We start from the raw sequence: 15,011 nt of genomic DNA, 5'->3' as shown, positions 1-15,011 counted from the left end.
CCGACGGGCCTCTCGCCGCGCCGAGGAGGAGGGTGCCCCGTGGGTGCGAGGGTCAGGACGTTCGGGCTGTACACGGCGTCCGGGGTGATGGGCGTGGTGCTCGCGCTGCCGCTGGCGGGCGCTCCCGCCGCGGCGGCGGGGAGGCGGGCCGCCGACAGCGGCGCCGAGATCGTCCGGGAGAAGCGGCTCGGGCGGCACATGCGGGACCTGACCGTCCGGTCCCCGAACCTCGCCGAGCCGGTGAAGGTCAGGATCCTGCTCCCCAGCGGCTGGCGCAAGGGCGCGAAGCGGACCTGGCCCGTCCTGTACGCGTACCACGGGGGGCGGGACGGCTACGTCTCCTGGACGCGCAGCACGGACATCGAGAAGTGGGCGCGCCGCTACGGCGTGATCGTCGTCATGCCCGAGGCCGGCAACGGGAGCTACACCGACTGGCACAACTACGGCAGGGGCGGCGTCCCCCGCTGGGAGACCTTCCACACCTCCGACGTCGTCCAGCTCGTCGAGCGCAACTACCGCGGCGGCCGGCAGCGCGCGGCGATGGGCGTGTCCGCGGGCGGCATGGGCTCGCTCACCTACGCGGCGCGGCACAAGGGGCTTTTCCGCTACGCGGCGTCGCTGAGCGGCATCCTGCACCTCACCGGGCCGGGCATGCCCGAGATGGCCCTGGCCACCAACGCGCTGGAGCTGCGCGACCCGCTGGCCATCTACGGCCTTCCCGGCTCCGACGCCGCCAACTGGCGCGCGCACGACCCCTACGTGCTCGCCCCGCGGCTGCGGGGTGTGGGCGTCTTCTTCTCCGCGGGGACCACCGGCCGCCCGGGGCCCGGCGACCCGAAGGTGGGACCGGTCGACGTCGGCCTGTTCGGGGAGCGCGTCGTCGGCCAGACCAACCAGGAGTTCCGCAAGCGCCTCAAGAAGCTGGGCGTCCCCCACACCGCGCGGCTCTACGGCGACGGGCGGCACAACTGGCCGGCGTGGCGGCGGATCTCCAAGCAGCTCTGGCCGGAGCTGATGCGCAGCATCGGCGCCCGCAGGCTCTGAGCACCGCCCGCGGGAGCGCGGTCCGTGCCCGCCGGGGCGCGGACCGCGCGTTCAGAAGGAGATCACCTCGGTGTAGGCGAGGGCGAAGACCAGGCAGGGCGCCAGGAACAGCTTGCCGACGCGCAGCATGCCCCGGCCGACGTCCTTGGGCTCGCGGGCCTTGCTGAGGCCGCTGTGGTACAGCCAGACGAACACCGGGGCGCAGACCGCCCACGGCCAGACCAGCCACTGCGGGAACACCTCGCCGGCGGCCGCCATCGCGACGGTCAGCGCCCAGAACCCGATCCAGCAGGCGAAGCCCACCAGGTAGGTGCGCGCGGCTCCGATGCGCACCGCCATGGTGGTGTACCCGCTGGCCCGGTCGCTCTCGATGTCGGGGATCATCGTGGGGGTGTAGAGCGCGATCTCCACCAGCAGCACCGCGACGGCGGCGGCCCAGGGGAACCCGTCGAGCGGCTTGACCGCCGCCCAGCCGCCCAGCACCGGGAACACGAGGCCGCTGCAGTTGCTCAGCACGTCCAGGCCCGCCCGGTTCTTCCACTTCAGCGGCGGGACGCTGTAGATCCAGCCGCACACCAGGAAGCCCAGGGTGGCCAGCGCCATCTCGGGGCGCACCGCCAGGGACAGCAGCAGGGCGAGCCCCGCGGCGCCGTAGGCGGCGGCCTTGGCCCCGCGGGCCGTGATCCGGCCCGCGGTGAGGGGCGTGTCCTTGCGCGGGTTGAGCAGGTCGCCTTCCAGGTCGTAGGCGTCGTTGATGGCCAGCACGGCCAGCCAGACCAGGGGGCCCCAGATGACCAGGCCGAGCAGGCCGGTGGCCGGGCCGACCAGTTCCCCGCTGGCCAGCAGGTAGCCCAGGTAGAAGGGCACCAGGGAGACCAGGAACAGGCCGGGACGTGAGATCTCCCACAGGTCCAGGATCATCTGCCGGGTCCTGCCGAGAGCCTGGGGAGTGGCCGTCGCCATCAGTTACCTCGCGAAATGGGGGGTGTTGCGCCGGTGAAAGATGCTGGCCGAGATTATGCCCTCAGGGTATGACGGCGATTGATCCAAGAACCGCAATAAATTCCACCAAAACTGAGCAAAGGTAAGTGGCGCAGCCCACACCGTAGCCGCTTTGCTCCCCTGTGATGACGGTGCGTCTTTTGACGCCGGGTCCAATGAGGGTTCCCCACCGTCCGCAGGGCCGTCATTGTAGTGACCGGCCGGGAGGGCGGCCCCGGGAACCTCGGCTTTCCCCGGGCCGACCCGGGCGAGGACCGGGAAACCGACCCCCCGCGTTCCCTAGAATCAGCCCCTATGGCCTTGGACTCCGGGAACTACCTCAACCGCCACCTGCCCATCGCCCTCATCCTGGTGGGTGTGGGCGCGGGAGGCGCCCTCTGGCTGGCGCCCCAGGGCAGCGGCGGCGACACCCCCGTACGGGTCCAGGACGGCGTATCGGTGTCGGTGTACCGGTCGATGACCGAGGCGGTGGCGGGCACGCCCCACTGGCTGCACACCGTGCTGGAGCTGGCGTCGGAGGCCTCCGTCGCGCTGGTGGCGCTGACCCTCGTGGCGGTGTGGGCGCTGGCCGTCCGCCGCCGCGACGCGGCCGTCGTCGCCGGGACCATGCTGATCGGCGCCGGCACCGTGGCCGCCTACGCGCTCAGCGAGGGGCTGAAGCTGCTCGTCTACCAGGAGCGCCCGTGCCGCGCCCTGGCCGACGCCGCCGCCGTCGCCCCCTGCCCGGAGCTGGGCGACTGGTCCTTCCCCAGCAACCACACCACCCTGGCGGTGGGGGCCGCGGTCGGCATCGCGCTGCTGCGCCCCCGCCTCGCCGCGTTCGTGCTGCCCCTCGGCCTGGCCGCCGCGGTCCTGCGGGTCGCGGTCGGCGTGCACTACCCGCACGACGTGCTGGCCGGAGCGGTCCTCGGCGCGTCCTTCTCGGTGGCGGCGCTCCTGATGTTCGCCCCCCTGGCGACCCGGCTGGTCACCCCGCTGCTGGCCCGGCTGGGCGGCTCCCCCGCGGTCCCCGACGGCGGGCGGCCGCTCAGCCGCTGACCACCGGCATCGCCCGGGAGAAGCGCCGGTCGGTGAGCTGGTCGACGAGGAAGTCCGCGATGTCGGCGCGGGTCGAGGACATCGCGATCGGATCGAGGCCGAGGAAACCCGCCCGCAGGGTGCCCCGGCGCGGCCCTTCCACGGCGGTGACGACGCGGGCGAGGGTGTAGTCCAGGTCCGAGCCGACGACCAGCTCGACCATCTCGTTCAGCTCGCGCACCGCGTGGGGGAACATCGCCCGGCCCAGCATGAGGCGGATCCTGCGCTTCCAGTGCGGGGCGTCCCGGGGATCGGCGACCGACGGCGTCGCCAGGCCGATGAACCGGTCGATCCCGGCGCCCCGCATCGCCGTGATGATCACCCGGACGCCGTCGGCGAGGTCCATCGCCCCGCCCCTGCGGAACGTCGGCCCCAGCGCGCTGATGACCGCCTCGCTCCCGCGCAGCGCCTCGGCCACCGCCGCCCGGTCGAACAGCCGCCCCGGCAGCACGAGGAGGCCGGGGTCGGTGCGGTGGACCCTGCCGGGGTCGTGGACGAAGGCCACGACGCGGTGCCCGTCGGCCAGCAGCCGCTCCACCACCAGCCGCCCGATCCGCCCGGTGGCGCCGAACACGGTGACCTGCATGGGATAGCCCCTACCCGGCGACACGCGGGCGGCCGCGTGTCACGGCTCTGCGCGTTCCCACGATTACCTAAAGTGAGGATCGCCGCGTGATCATCACGCGTGGCGGAGGGAGACGCGCAATGAGAACATCTCGACGCGCCGGCACGGTCGCCGGCGCGCTGACCCTGGCCCTGGTCGGCGGCTCGGGGGCGGTCGCCATGGCCGACCCCGGCCTCGGTTCCCGGGAGTGGGTGAGGATCTGCCACCGCACGTCCTCGCTGGCGCACCCGTACGAACTGCTGAAGGTGCGCCGGGACTCCGTGCAGTTCACCAGGCACCTCCAGCACCGCGCCTACACCGACAGGCACGGTTTCCGCGACCTCGTCGACGGGGTGGACGGGCGGATCCGGACCCTGGAGGACTGCCCGGAGTGGTGGGACCTGCAGGACCGCAACTTCAAGCCCTACAAGTGGCACCGGCACGAGCAGCACAACAAGCAGAAGAAGCTCAAGCAGAACCAGGGGCAGGACCTCCACATCTACCTGTACGACAAGAAGAAGGGCGAGAAGAAGCGGCACGAGACCTACAAGCCGCGGAAGCTCAAGCCCTCGCAGAAGCCCAAGACGCGCAAGCTCGCGCCTCGCGGCGTCCGTCCGAAGGGCATCGTCAGGCCCTCCTGACGTCCGCCCGCCGCGTCCGGCGGCCGCTCCCGGGAGCGGCCGCCGGGCCTCTTGACCGCCCCGCCCGCCGGGAGGAGGTTGAGGGACACGGTTCCACCCGCCGCCCCCGACCCAGGAGAACCGGCACATGTCCCCCGTCTCCGGCAGTGCCCTCGCCGCCCCCGGCGCCGAGCGGATCTTCCACGAAACCATGCTCGGCCTGCGGGACGCCGACCCCCGTCCCGGCTACCGCCGCCTCCGGGAGAAGGCGCCCGTCCTGCTCACCCGCGACGGCGTCCTCGTCCTCACCCGCCACGCCGACTGCGCCGCCGCCCTGCGCCACCGCCTCCTCGGCGGGCGCGGCGGCGCGCCCGGCCTCGGCGCGGTCGCCCTTCCCGACGACGAGCGGGTCCTGGCCCTGCGGACGGTGCAGGACGGCATGATCTCCGCCGACCCGTCCGGACACGCCCGGTTGCGGCGGCTCGTCTCCTCGGCCTTCGCCGGACGCCATGTCGAGGCGCTCCGCCGCTCCGTCGCCGCCCGGGTGGACGCCCGGCTGCGGGCGCTGGCGCGGACGCCCGGCGCCGACCTCATGGCCGGCCTCGCCCTGCCCCTGCCGGTCGACGTGCTCGCCGACCTGCTGGGCGTCCCCGAAACCGACCGGGCCGAGCTGCTCCCCCTGGTCGGGGAGATGAACGCCGCCTTCCGCCACGACGGCGTCCCGGCGGACCGGGCCCGGGCGGCGCACGCCCAGGCGGTGCTGGCCGACCGGCTCGGCGTGCTCCTCGCCGCCCGGCGCGCCCGCCCCGAGGACGATCTCCTCTCCCGGCTGGCCGCCTCGCGCGCCGACGACGCGCTCACCGCGGACGAGGCGGTGGGAGCCGCCCTCCTCCTGCTGGGAGCCGGCGCCGAGCCCACCGCCCACCTGCTGGGCAACGCCGTGCACGCGCTGCTCGCCCACCCCGGCCAGTACGCCCTGCTGCGCCGGGAGCCGTCGCTGGTCCCCGGCGCGGTGGAGGAGCTCCTGCGCTACGACGCCCCCGTGCAGGTCGTCGCGCGGACCGTGCTGGAGCCGTTCGCCTTCCTGGGGGCGCGGCTGGAACCGGGGCAGACGGTGCTGGCCCTGCTCGGCGCGGCCGACCGCGACCCCGACCGGTACCCCGAGCCCGACCGGCTGGACGTCACCCGCGACCCGCACCCGGCGTCCGCGCACCTGGCGTTCGCGGCGGGGCGGCACTGCTGCCTGGGTGCCCATCTGGCGCGGCTGGTGCTGGAGGTCCTCCTCCAGCGGCTCGTGGACGGCCATCCGCGCTGCGCCCTGGCGGGACCGCCCGTACGGGACGGCGGCCTGGCCCTGCGCGGCTTCGCCCGGCTGCCGGTCACGCTCGCGCCCTGAACCCCCGCGCCCCGGCCCCTCCCGCCCAGGGCCCCGGTGCCCGTCCGAGGTCCGGCTCAGGGACGGTCGGGGCGTTCGTCCGGTTCCGGCTGCGGGGAGACGGTGGCGTGCGCGGTCCGCTCGGCGTCGGCGGGGTCGAGTTCCTCCTCGGGGACACCGCGCTCCAGCGCGTCCGACACCCGTTCGGCGGCGCGTTCGCTCTCCGGCTCCTCCGCGCGTGCGCCCCGGCTCCCGTCATGGTCGTTCTTCTTCGTGCCCATGGTCACCTCATATGCCCGCGCCCGGACGCGCCCAATCTTTCTCTTTTCGCGGCAAATCCAATCCCCGACCGGTGCGAAAGTAAGCCAGCTCACATCTCGGTTTGGTCACTAACATCAACTCCGGTTCGGTCAAAGAAAATCTAACCCCCGCCCACTCCACCCGAGAACGGCTTCTGACCTGCGGAAACGTCGCCTCTTTGCCGCTTATTGATCACCCCCCGGCCCCGCCCGTCCACGACCACGGCGTTTAGGCGGGGAAACCCAGGGCAAGCAAAAAACATGGCGACAATTTTGTGGATCATCGCAGTGGTCTTCGTTCTGGCGGGGCTTTATACCCTGCTGGCACGACGCGACCTGCTGTGGGGAATCATTCTCATCGTGGTCGGGCTCCTCATCGGACCCGGCGGCGTCAGCATCTTCAATCCGTAATCCAGCGGACCCCGCGACAACGGAAAAGGTCCTCGAGAAAGGATGGAAAGAAGAGTGAGCACCATCGAGCAGTCCGTCGAGGTGGACGTGCCGGTCACCACTGCCTACAACCAGTGGACCCAGTTCGAGGAGTTCCCGAAGTTCATGGAGGGGGTCGACCGGATCGAGCAGGTCACGCCGACCCGCACCCACTGGAAGACCAGCATCGCCGGCGTCCACCGCGAGTTCGACGCCGAGATCGACGAACAGCACCCCGACGAGCGCGTCGCCTGGCACACGCTGGGCAAGCCGCGCCAGGCCGGGGTCGTCACGTTCCACCGGATCGACGACGGCACCACGCGGGTGATGCTCCAGATGGACTTCGAGCCCGAAGGGCTGGCCGAGCAGGCCGGCGACAAGCTCCACCTCGTGGAGAGCCGGGTCAAGGGCGACCTCCGCCGCTTCAAGGACTTCATCGAGAGCAGGGGCCAGGCCACCGGCGCCTGGCGCGGCGACGTCAGCTGACCCCCGCTTCCCCGCACTCCCGGAAAGGAATCAGAACATGGGTTTCCTCGACAAGCTCCGCAACAAGGCGACCATCGGCAAGGGCCACGCCAAGGAGAACCTGGGCCGGCAGAACCGCGACCCCGAGATGACCGCGGAAGGCCAGGCCGACCGCCTCCGGGGCGGCGCCAAGCAGGTCGGCGAGCGCGTGAAGGACGCCGCTCGCGACATCAAGCGCAGCACCCGGTGACTCGAGCCAGGGAGGCCGCGGTGTCGGGGGTCCCGCGGCCTCCCCTCCCTCTCTGCCCCGCGTGATCACCCTTCCGCCGTCACGGCGGTGCTCAGGGGCAGGGTGATCTCGAAGACGGCACCCCGTCCGGCGGGTTCCACCGCCCGGAGCGTGCCTCCGTGGGATGCGACGATCTCACGTGCGATGGGCAGACCGAGGCCGGCACCGCCCTCATCGCGGGTCCGGGCGTCGTCACGACGGACGAAACGCCCGAAGATCCGCTCGCGGTCGGCGGGAGGGACGCCCTCCCCGTCGTCGGCGACGCGCAGGACGGCCCGGCCTTCACGAGCGTGCAGCGTCACGGTCACCTCCGAGTGAGCGTGGCGCTGCGCGTTGTCCACCAGGTTGGACAGCGCGCGAGCGAGCTGCCTGGGGTGGCCTTCCACCCGGACGCCCGCGTCCAGGTCAACGGTGATCGGGACGCGGTCGGTGTCCGGCCTGGCCGCCAGCTCGCCCGCCACCATCTCCGTCAGGGAGATCTCCGAAGCGGGCGGCCTCGCCTCTCCCGCGTCCACGCGGGCGAGGAAGAGCAGGTCCGTGGTGAGCTGCTGCAGCCGGTGCACGTCCTCCACGGCGCCGGGAAGATCCAGAAGTTCCCGGTGTTCGAGCGCGATCTCCAGTTGGGCGCGCAGGGACGCGATCGGGTTGCGCAGCTCGTGCGAGGCATCGGCGACGAAACGCCGCTGCTGCTCGACCGAGGACTCCAGGGCGGCGAGCGTCCGGTTGGTAGTCGCCGCCAGCCGGGCGATCTCGTCGCGGGAGCCCGGGACGGGCACTCGGCGGGCCAGGTCGCCCGCTTCGGTGATGGAGGCCATCTCGCCGCGGATCGCCTCCACGGGCCGCAGCGCCCTGCGGGTGAGGAGCCAGGTGGCCGCCGCGACGACGAGCAGCACCAGGGGCAGGCCCAGAAGCATCGAGCGCACCGTGGTGGAGACCGCGTTGCGGGTCGCCGCCAGGTCCGCCCCCGCGTGGACCAGCACGGTCGCGCCGTCGGGGCTGGTGGCCTCCACGGAGGCGAACCTGTACTCGCCGGCCACCCCGTCGACCACCGCCTCGCGCGTGCTGAAGCCGACGTGGGAGGCGACCTCTCCCCTGCCCGGTTCGTCCTCATCGTCGTCGTCATCGTCCGGCTCGCGCGGCGTGCTCTCCCCGCCGTCCGCGAGGAACGTCAGGTCCTCCGTGGCCGCCGCGACCCGGCCCTGGGAGTCGACGACCTGGACGGGTTCGTCCTCGTCGGGGAGCCGGAGGTCGCCGAACGCGACGCCGCCCGCGATCTGGGAGGCGACCCTGCGGGCGCTGACCTCGGCCTCCAGATCCGCCGTGCGCACCAGGTCGCTGCGCAGCGAGAGCACCACGATCAGTCCCGTCACCACCAGGGCGAGCGCCACCACGGCGGTGGCGCCCAGCGTGGTGCGCGCGCGTACCGAGCCCAGGTTCATCTCAGCCTCCGGCCGTCAGCCGGTAGCCCGCGCCGCGCACCGTCACGATCGACCTGCGCCCGTAGGGGATGTCCAGTTTCCGGCGCAGCGCGCTGATGTGGACCTCCACGACGTTGGGGTCGCCCCGGTAGGCGGAGTCCCACACGTGCTCCAGGATCTCCCGCTTGGAGACGACCTGCTCGGCGTGCAGGGCGAGGTGCTCCAGGACGGCGAACTCCCGGGCGGTCAGGACGACCTCCTCCCCGTCGCGCAGGACGCGCTGGGCGTCCGGCTCCACCGTCAGGTCCCCGATCGTGATCACGGGCGATCCGCCACGGGTGCGGCGGCGCAGGAGCGCGCGGATACGGGCCCGCAGGACGACGTAGGAGAACGGCTTCGTCACGTAGTCGTCGGCACCCACGTCCAGGCCCTCGGCCTCGTCGTACTCCCCGTCCTTGGCGGTGAGCATGAGGATCGGGGTCTCGTCGCCCGCGGCGCGCAGCGCCGAGCAGATCCGGTAGCCGCTCATGCCCGGGAGCATCACGTCGAGGATGAGGAGGTCGTACTCCTCCTCGGTGGCCTGGTGCAGCCCGTCCGTCCCGTCGTGGACGACGTCCACCGTGAAGCCCTCGGCGGTCAGGCCGCGGGCGAGGGAGAGGGCGAGGCGGCGTTCGTCCTCCACGATCAGCAGTCGCATACCGCCAGCTTGCCAAATCGCACCTGAAGCGGCCTTCAGGTGGCTTCAGCAAGCCTTCAGCACCTTTCAGGCAGGGTGAAGGCAGTCGAGCAGAAGGAGAAGGCAAGTGAAGAAGAGGACTCTGATCGCGATCGCCGCCGCCGGTGTCGTGGCCGTGGGCGGCGGGACCGCCGTGGCCGTGGCCGACGACGAGGCGGTCAGCAAGGTCACCCGGACCGTCACGGGGAGCGAGCCCGCCAAGACCGAGCTGACCCTGGAGCAGGCGGTCGCCCGGGCCCAGGACGCCGTCAAGGGCACCGTCGGCTCCGTGGACCTGGAGGACGGCGGCACCGGCTGGGACCTCGACGTGCTGGCCGGGGACGGGACCTGGCACGAGGTGGAGATCGACGCCGCCGGAAAGGTCACGAAGAAGGCCGAGAAGTCCGACGACGCCGAGGACAAGGCGGAGGACAAGGCCGAGGCCGACGCGCTGAAGGCCGTCAAGGTCTCCGCCGTCCAGGCCGCGGCCGCCGCGACCGGATCCGTCGCCGGTACCGTCACCTCGGTGGACCTGACGGGCCAGGGCGCCTGGGAGGTCGAGGTCCGCGACAGCAAGGGCGTCGAGCACGAGGTGCTCGTCGACCCGGCGGACGGCAAGGTCGTCTCCAGCGCCGTCGACGCCGACGACGACTCCGATGACGAGGACGACGACTGAGCGGGCGGGCGGTCCCCGCCCCCGAGCCGGGACCGCCACCCCACGTTCTTACCAGTCGCTACTGACACATTAAGCACTGACGCGCTACCATCCCAGCTGCGACTGGGGCGAAAAGGTCGCCCTTCCGGCGGATGGAGCGGAGATGCTGGCTTACGAGCGCGTCGGGACGGGCGAACCCCTGGTGCTGCTGCACGGACTGGCCCACCGCAGGCAGGGCTGGTATCCGGTGCTGGACCGGCTGACGGAGCGGCGCGAGGTCGTCCTGGTGGACCTGCCCGGACATGGCGCATCGCCCGAGCTCGCGCCGGGCGCGCCCACCGAGACCATGCGCAAGGAGGTCCGCCTCCTCATCGACCACCTCGGACTGGACCGGCCGCACGTGGCGGGCAACTCCCTCGGCGGCAGGCTCTCCCTGGAACTCGCCGCCGAAGGGGCGGTCCGCAGCGCCACCGCCCTCTCTCCGGCCGGGTTCTGGAACTCCGGCGCCGAATTCGCCTACACCCGCGCCCTCTTCCGGACGGTCACCTCCCTCGCGGGCCGGCTCGAAACCCGATCGGAGCGGCTGCTCGCCACCAGGGCGGGCCGCGCCCTGGCCTTCGGCTGGATCCACGCCCGCCCCCACACCGCCCTGCCCGACCTCGCCCTCGGCGACTTCCAGGGACTGCTGCGCGCGCTGCCGACGATCGAGCGGTTCATCGAGGACCGCGAGCCCCTGCACGCCGCGATCCCCCGCGACGTCCCCGTCACCATCGCCTGGGGATGGCTCGACCTCGTCCTGCCGCTCCACCAGGCGTCCGAGGCCCGCCGCCGCCTCCCGCACGCCCGGCACTTCCGCCTCCCCGCGTGCGGCCACGTCCCCATGGTCGACGACCCGGCGCTCGTCGCGAAGCTCCTGCTGCGCGGCAGCGAACCGGTGCGCTGACCATGCCGGGGCGCCCGCACCGCCGACGGCCGACGCGCGCCGTCTGCCGCTGTGCCCGGTCCTGTCGCTGTGCCGCGCCCTGTTGTCAGCGCGCCGACAGCAGGGTGCGGCGCAGGAGCCAGGTGCCCAGGGCCAGCAGCACCGCGGCGTAGGCGAGCAGCACGCCCAGGTTGGGCAGGATGTCTCCCACTCCCCCGCCTTTCAGGAGCAGGACGGCGAAACCGTCGTTGGCCCAGCCGTGCGGGGTGAGGAAGGCGACCGTGCGCAGGGCCGGGGAGAAGAACTCCAGCGGCATCATCGAGCCGCCGAGCGCGCCCAGGCCGAGCGAGAGCAGCAGCCCCACGCCGCCGACCTGCTGCTCGGTCCGGAAGAGCGCGCCGGCGAGCATCGCCGCGCCGCCGCCGACCAGGCAGAACGCCGCCAGCAGCGCGGCGGCGCCCACCGGGGAGCCCCAGCCGACGCCGAACAGCGCCGCGGAGCCGACCATGAGCACCAGGCCCTGGAACAGGGCGAGCCCGATCCGGGACAGCGCCGTCCCGGCCAGGATGGTGCGCACCGGCGTGGGCGTGGCCAGCATCCGGTGGGCGATCCCCAGCCTGCGGGAGACGATCATCGCGACCGAGCCGTTCATCGCGGTCAGGAAGATGAAGAGCACGAGCTGCTGACTCGCCCCCACGTCGAACTGCTCCGCCCCCGCGTAGATCTGCTCCTCCCCGACGGTGACGGTCTCCACCGCCACCTCGGGAACCGAAGAGGCCGTCCGGTCGGCGCGGGCCAGCGTCTCGTCGAGCGAGCCGTCCCCCTCCGCGGCGGCGTAACGGGCGGCCTTCAGCCGCTCGGCCTCCTGGCCCGCCGCGGCCTGGACCCGGAAGCCCAGGCGCACCCCGTCCAGGCTGTCCGCCTTGCTCACGAACCGCACGGTGCCCGCAGAACCCGCGCGCACCGCCCGGTCGTACCCGTCGGGAATGACGACACCGGCCTCCAGCCGTCCCCGCTCGACGTCCGCGGTGAGCTTCTCCACGTCGGACACGACCCTGATCCGCAGGCCGGACAGCTCCCGCAGCTCCGCGGCCATCCGCGCGGCCAGCGGCCCGCGGTCCTCCACCACCAGGCCCACCCGGGCGTCGCCGCCGCTGCCGAAGGCGACACCGACGACGAGGATCAGCATCATCGGCATGAGGAAGACGAAGAACACGCTGCCGCGGTCGCGGAGCATCATCCGCAGCTCGGTACCGGCGATCGCCAACGCCTTCACGCGCCCGCCTCCCTTCTCCAGCCGTACACCGCCGCCCCTCCGGCGACGGCGGCGAACGCCGCGAGCACCGCCGCGCCGGGCAGCACGTCGACGGCCGAGGCCCCGCCCGACAGGTCCGCCAGGCTCTGCAGGAACCAGTAGTGCGGGGAGACCTTGCTGATCTGGCTCATCAGCCCGCCGAGCTGCGCCACCGGGAAGAACGAGCCTCCGAGCGCGCCCAGGACGATCGCCAGCACCGCCTGCCGGTTGCCCGCCGCCTCATGCCCGCGGGCGAACGCCGCCACCGAGGCCATGAGCGCGGTCGCCGCGAGCACGCCCGCCAGCACGACCAGCGCCAGCCCCACCGGGTCCCCCCACCGCGCGCCGAACAGCAGCGCCATCGCGGCCATGAGCAGCGCGATGCTCACGACGCCGACGAACACGCTGAGCAGGAGCTTTCCCGCCAGGACCGCCGTACGGGACACGGGCGCGGCCAGCAGCCGGGCCAGTGTGCCGTTCTCCCGTTCTTCGAGCAGTCCCGAAGCGCCGAACTGCACCGTGAAGAAGAGGAAGAACACCGCCATCCCGGCGGCCATGTAGGTCCCCCAGTCCAGCTGCTTGTCGGAGGTGCCGACGCGCTCGACGGCGATGGCCTCCCCCGACGCCACGGCCTGCTGCGCCGCCCGTGGATCGCCGCCGTCCACCAGCGCGACGGCCAGCCGGACGGTCGTGACCTGCGAGGTGTACGCGGTGGCGATCGCCCGCGCCACCGCGGTGCCCGTCGGGGAGGCTTCGTCGCCGACGATCACGATGGCGGTTCGCGCACCCGACTCGACGGCCGCCGTGAACCCCTCGGGGATGACGAACAGCGCGGTCAAGTCGCCGTTCTCGACGAGCTTCTCGCCCTCTTCACGGCTCTGCACCGTTCGCAGCTCGACCGCCCCAGACGCCTCCACGGGCCGCAGCACCTCGTTCGTGAAACGGGAGGCCGCGGTGCCGCGGTCGGCGTCCAGGACTCCGAGGCGCGCCGCGCTCTCCTCGCCCACGCCGCCGAAGACCAGGTTGAACACGAACGCCAGGCCCAGGGGCAGGAGCAGCGCGTACATGAGCAGCGTCCTGTCCCTCAGACGCTGCTTGAAGTCCTTGCCCGCGATGAGGAGAGCCGTGCGCATGTCAGTCCCTCAGCGCCTTCCCCGTCAGGTGAAGGAAGACCGCTTCGAGATCCGGTTCCACGACCTGGACGGACCTGACCGTCGTCCCCTCCGCGTCCGCCACGTGCAGCAGCCGAGGCAGAAGAGCACGCGCGTCGTGCGCGAACACCTCGATCCGCCCGTCCGTGACACTGGCGCCGGCCACTTCGGGCAGTTCCGCGAGCCGCGCCGAAAGCCCTTCCAGCTCCCCGTCACCCGTCAACGTCACATGGTCCTGCTCCCCGACGAGCGCGACCAGCTCCCGCTGTGTCCCCTCGGCCCGCAACCGGCCCTGGTCGATGATCCCGACCCGGTCGCACAGCCTTTCGGCCTCTTCCATGTAGTGCGTCGTGTAGAGGATCGCCATCCCCTGCGCGGCGAGCTCCGCGACACTGTCGAGGATGGCGTTACGGCTCTGCGGATCCACCCCGGCCGTAGGCTCGTCCAGAATCAGCAGCCGAGGCCGATGCAGCAGCCCGAGTGCAACGTTCAACCGCCGCTGCATACCGCCCGAGTAGTTCTTCGCCAGGTCCTTCGCGCGGTCCGCGAGCCCGACGACCTCCAGCACCTCCTCGACCCGCCGCGCCGCCTCCTGCCGCTTCAGCCCGTAGAGCCGAGCGAAGAACCGCAGGTTCTCCCGTCCGGACAGATCCGGATAGACGGCCAGCTCCTGCGGCACGTACCCGATCTTCGACTTGAGCCGCACGCTCCCGCCCGTCAACGGCTCCCCGTCGATGAGCACCTCTCCGGCGTCCCGCGCCAGGATGCCCGCGATCATCGAGATCGACGTCGTCTTCCCCGCCCCGTTGGGCCCGAGCAACCCGTACGTCTCGCCTTCCCCGATGTGGAAGCCGAGCCCGTCGACCGCCGTCAGCTCCCCGAAGCTCTTGCGCAGCCCCTCGCAGCGGAGGACGACACCCTCTGTCTCCGGCACGCCTTCCGCCTCCCGCCAGTACGCCGTCTCTGCGCTCCAACGTGACAGCCGGACCGGACCAAGTCCAGAAGAAACACGGCATACCGCCCCAAGGTAGGAAATCCCCTCCTCCTTGGAGCGGAGATCCCCGCCACCGCCCTCCGGGAGATCCCGGGGTCGGGTCGACCCCTGCAACGCCGCCGCCAGGTGGCCGAAGCGCTCCTGCGGGTCGTGGAGGCCCAGGGTCTGGACGCGGCGTCCGGGCTTCGCCGATCGGGGTCAGGCTTCGCGGAGGAGGGCGTCGAGGCGGGTGTAGCCCTCGGTGACCCACTGCTCCAGGCCCCGGAAGAGGAGCTGGTCGCGGTGGTCGAGGGTGTCGACGACCGACAGGGAGGTGACGCGGGTGCGGCCGGAGCCGAGGTCCTCGAAGGTGACGGTCTCCAGGCAGGTGGCGTCGGGGACGAGGTCGTAGGTGCAGGTCTGCGCCAGGCGGGGCGAGGGGCGCTCGCCGTCTCCCGTGGGGGCGGGGCCGGGGCCGGGGTCGACCTGGGTCGTGACGTGCTTGGGGCCCTGCCAGCGGACGGCCTGGGCGGGATCGGTCCAGGCGCGGCGGACGCGGCCGGGCGGGGCGTCGAAGTCGCGGGCGATGAGGATCGCCGGCACGTCCGGATCCGTCTCGATCCGGACGTGCCGGGGCTCGGGCGTCGTCATGCAGGGGTTCCTGCCCGGCGAGGGGACG

At 72.5% G+C, this 15,011-nt stretch carries 18 protein-coding genes; 9 read left to right on the top strand and 9 right to left on the bottom strand.

Annotated elements, in window-relative coordinates; genetic code table 11:
• Positions 1-39 precede the first annotated feature (39 nt).
• Positions 40-1,044: an alpha/beta hydrolase gene (locus ABD140_RS09400; protein WP_344238923.1), complete on the top strand. Its 1,005-nt coding sequence runs from the start codon at positions 40-42 to the stop codon at positions 1,042-1,044.
• A gap of 51 nt (positions 1,045-1,095) precedes the next feature.
• Here the strand turns inward: ABD140_RS09400 and ABD140_RS09395 are convergent, their stop codons facing one another.
• Positions 1,096-2,007: a UbiA family prenyltransferase gene (locus ABD140_RS09395; RefSeq protein WP_344238921.1), complete on the bottom strand. Its 912-nt coding sequence runs from the start codon at positions 2,005-2,007 to the stop codon at positions 1,096-1,098.
• A gap of 333 nt (positions 2,008-2,340) precedes the next feature.
• Between ABD140_RS09395 and ABD140_RS09390 the strand changes: the two genes are divergently transcribed.
• Positions 2,341-3,084: a phosphatase PAP2 family protein gene (locus tag ABD140_RS09390; protein WP_344238919.1), complete on the top strand. Its 744-nt coding sequence runs from the start codon at positions 2,341-2,343 to the stop codon at positions 3,082-3,084.
• On the opposite strand, the gene ABD140_RS09385 is transcribed toward ABD140_RS09390, so the two are convergent.
• Complete coding sequence (locus tag ABD140_RS09385; RefSeq protein ID WP_344238917.1) at positions 3,074-3,709, bottom strand: NAD(P)-dependent oxidoreductase; 636 nt, start codon at positions 3,707-3,709, stop codon at positions 3,074-3,076. The genes ABD140_RS09390 and ABD140_RS09385 overlap by 11 nt on opposite strands.
• A gap of 119 nt (positions 3,710-3,828) precedes the next feature.
• Between ABD140_RS09385 and ABD140_RS09380 the strand changes: the two genes are divergently transcribed.
• Both ABD140_RS09380 and ABD140_RS09375 read left to right on the top strand, forming a co-directional pair.
• Entirely contained in the window at positions 3,829-4,368 is a 540-nt protein-coding gene (locus ABD140_RS09380; RefSeq protein ID WP_344238915.1) for a hypothetical protein, read from the top strand.
• Positions 4,369-4,495: 127 nt separating this feature from the next.
• Positions 4,496-5,743, top strand: a complete 1,248-nt coding sequence (locus ABD140_RS09375) for a cytochrome P450 (RefSeq protein WP_344238913.1) — start codon at positions 4,496-4,498, stop codon at positions 5,741-5,743.
• 56 nt (positions 5,744-5,799) lie between these two features.
• On the opposite strand, the gene ABD140_RS09370 is transcribed toward ABD140_RS09375, so the two are convergent.
• Positions 5,800-6,003, bottom strand: coding sequence for a hypothetical protein (locus ABD140_RS09370; RefSeq protein WP_344238911.1), 204 nt, complete (start codon positions 6,001-6,003; stop codon positions 5,800-5,802).
• Positions 6,004-6,282: 279 nt separating this feature from the next.
• On the opposite strand from ABD140_RS09370, the gene ABD140_RS09365 reads away from it, so the two are divergent.
• Genes ABD140_RS09365 through ABD140_RS09355 form a run of 3 tightly spaced genes read left to right on the top strand, consistent with a single transcriptional unit; the run spans position 6,283 to position 7,165 of the window.
• Positions 6,283-6,432, top strand: coding sequence for a GPGG-motif small membrane protein (locus ABD140_RS09365; RefSeq protein WP_198653818.1), 150 nt, complete (start codon positions 6,283-6,285; stop codon positions 6,430-6,432).
• 54 nt (positions 6,433-6,486) lie between these two features.
• Positions 6,487-6,936, top strand: a complete 450-nt coding sequence (locus ABD140_RS09360; protein ID WP_344238909.1) for an SRPBCC family protein — start codon at positions 6,487-6,489, stop codon at positions 6,934-6,936.
• A gap of 37 nt (positions 6,937-6,973) precedes the next feature.
• Entirely contained in the window at positions 6,974-7,165 is a 192-nt protein-coding gene (locus tag ABD140_RS09355) for a CsbD family protein (protein WP_344238907.1), read from the top strand.
• Between the two features lie 65 nt (positions 7,166-7,230).
• On the opposite strand, the gene ABD140_RS09350 is transcribed toward ABD140_RS09355, so the two are convergent.
• Positions 7,231-8,643, bottom strand: a complete 1,413-nt coding sequence (locus tag ABD140_RS09350) for a sensor histidine kinase (RefSeq protein WP_344238905.1) — start codon at positions 8,641-8,643, stop codon at positions 7,231-7,233.
• A gap of 1 nt (position 8,644) precedes the next feature.
• The gene (locus ABD140_RS09345; protein ID WP_344238903.1) at positions 8,645-9,319 is read right to left on the bottom strand and encodes a response regulator transcription factor; all 675 of its coding nucleotides are present in this window, start codon (positions 9,317-9,319) and stop codon (positions 8,645-8,647) included.
• A gap of 106 nt (positions 9,320-9,425) precedes the next feature.
• Here ABD140_RS09345 and ABD140_RS09340 point away from each other — a divergent pair, with 106 nt between their 5' ends.
• Together ABD140_RS09340 and ABD140_RS09335 are read left to right on the top strand one after the other, a co-directional pair.
• Complete coding sequence (locus tag ABD140_RS09340; protein ID WP_344238901.1) at positions 9,426-10,013, top strand: PepSY domain-containing protein; 588 nt, start codon at positions 9,426-9,428, stop codon at positions 10,011-10,013.
• Positions 10,014-10,155: 142 nt separating this feature from the next.
• Positions 10,156-10,935 carry an alpha/beta fold hydrolase gene (locus ABD140_RS09335; protein ID WP_344238899.1) on the top strand — a complete coding sequence of 260 codons (780 nt, stop codon included), beginning with the start codon at positions 10,156-10,158 and terminating at the stop codon, positions 10,933-10,935.
• An 85-nt stretch (positions 10,936-11,020) separates the two neighbouring features.
• On the opposite strand, the gene ABD140_RS09330 is transcribed toward ABD140_RS09335, so the two are convergent.
• The 4 genes from ABD140_RS09330 to ABD140_RS09315 form a co-directional block, all read right to left on the bottom strand.
• On the bottom strand, positions 11,021-12,190 hold the full coding sequence (locus ABD140_RS09330; protein ID WP_344238897.1) for an ABC transporter permease: 1,170 nt from the start codon (positions 12,188-12,190) through the stop codon (positions 11,021-11,023).
• The gene (locus tag ABD140_RS09325; RefSeq protein ID WP_344238895.1) at positions 12,187-13,341 is read right to left on the bottom strand and encodes an ABC transporter permease; all 1,155 of its coding nucleotides are present in this window, start codon (positions 13,339-13,341) and stop codon (positions 12,187-12,189) included. Before ABD140_RS09325 ends, ABD140_RS09330 begins: the two co-directional genes overlap by 4 nt.
• 1 nt (position 13,342) lies before the next feature.
• Positions 13,343-14,293: an ABC transporter ATP-binding protein gene (locus ABD140_RS09320; protein ID WP_344238893.1), complete on the bottom strand. Its 951-nt coding sequence runs from the start codon at positions 14,291-14,293 to the stop codon at positions 13,343-13,345.
• A gap of 258 nt (positions 14,294-14,551) precedes the next feature.
• Positions 14,552-14,983, bottom strand: coding sequence for an SRPBCC family protein (locus ABD140_RS09315; protein ID WP_344238891.1), 432 nt, complete (start codon positions 14,981-14,983; stop codon positions 14,552-14,554).
• Positions 14,984-15,011 lie beyond the last annotated feature (28 nt).

It is taken from the genome of Actinocorallia libanotica, assembly GCF_039525175.1.
In the GTDB taxonomy this organism is placed as follows: Bacteria; Actinomycetota; Actinomycetes; order Streptosporangiales; family Streptosporangiaceae; genus Actinocorallia; species Actinocorallia libanotica.
The sequence above is the reverse complement of the archived record's forward strand: the minus strand, read 5'-3'. Positions and strand labels throughout refer to the sequence as shown.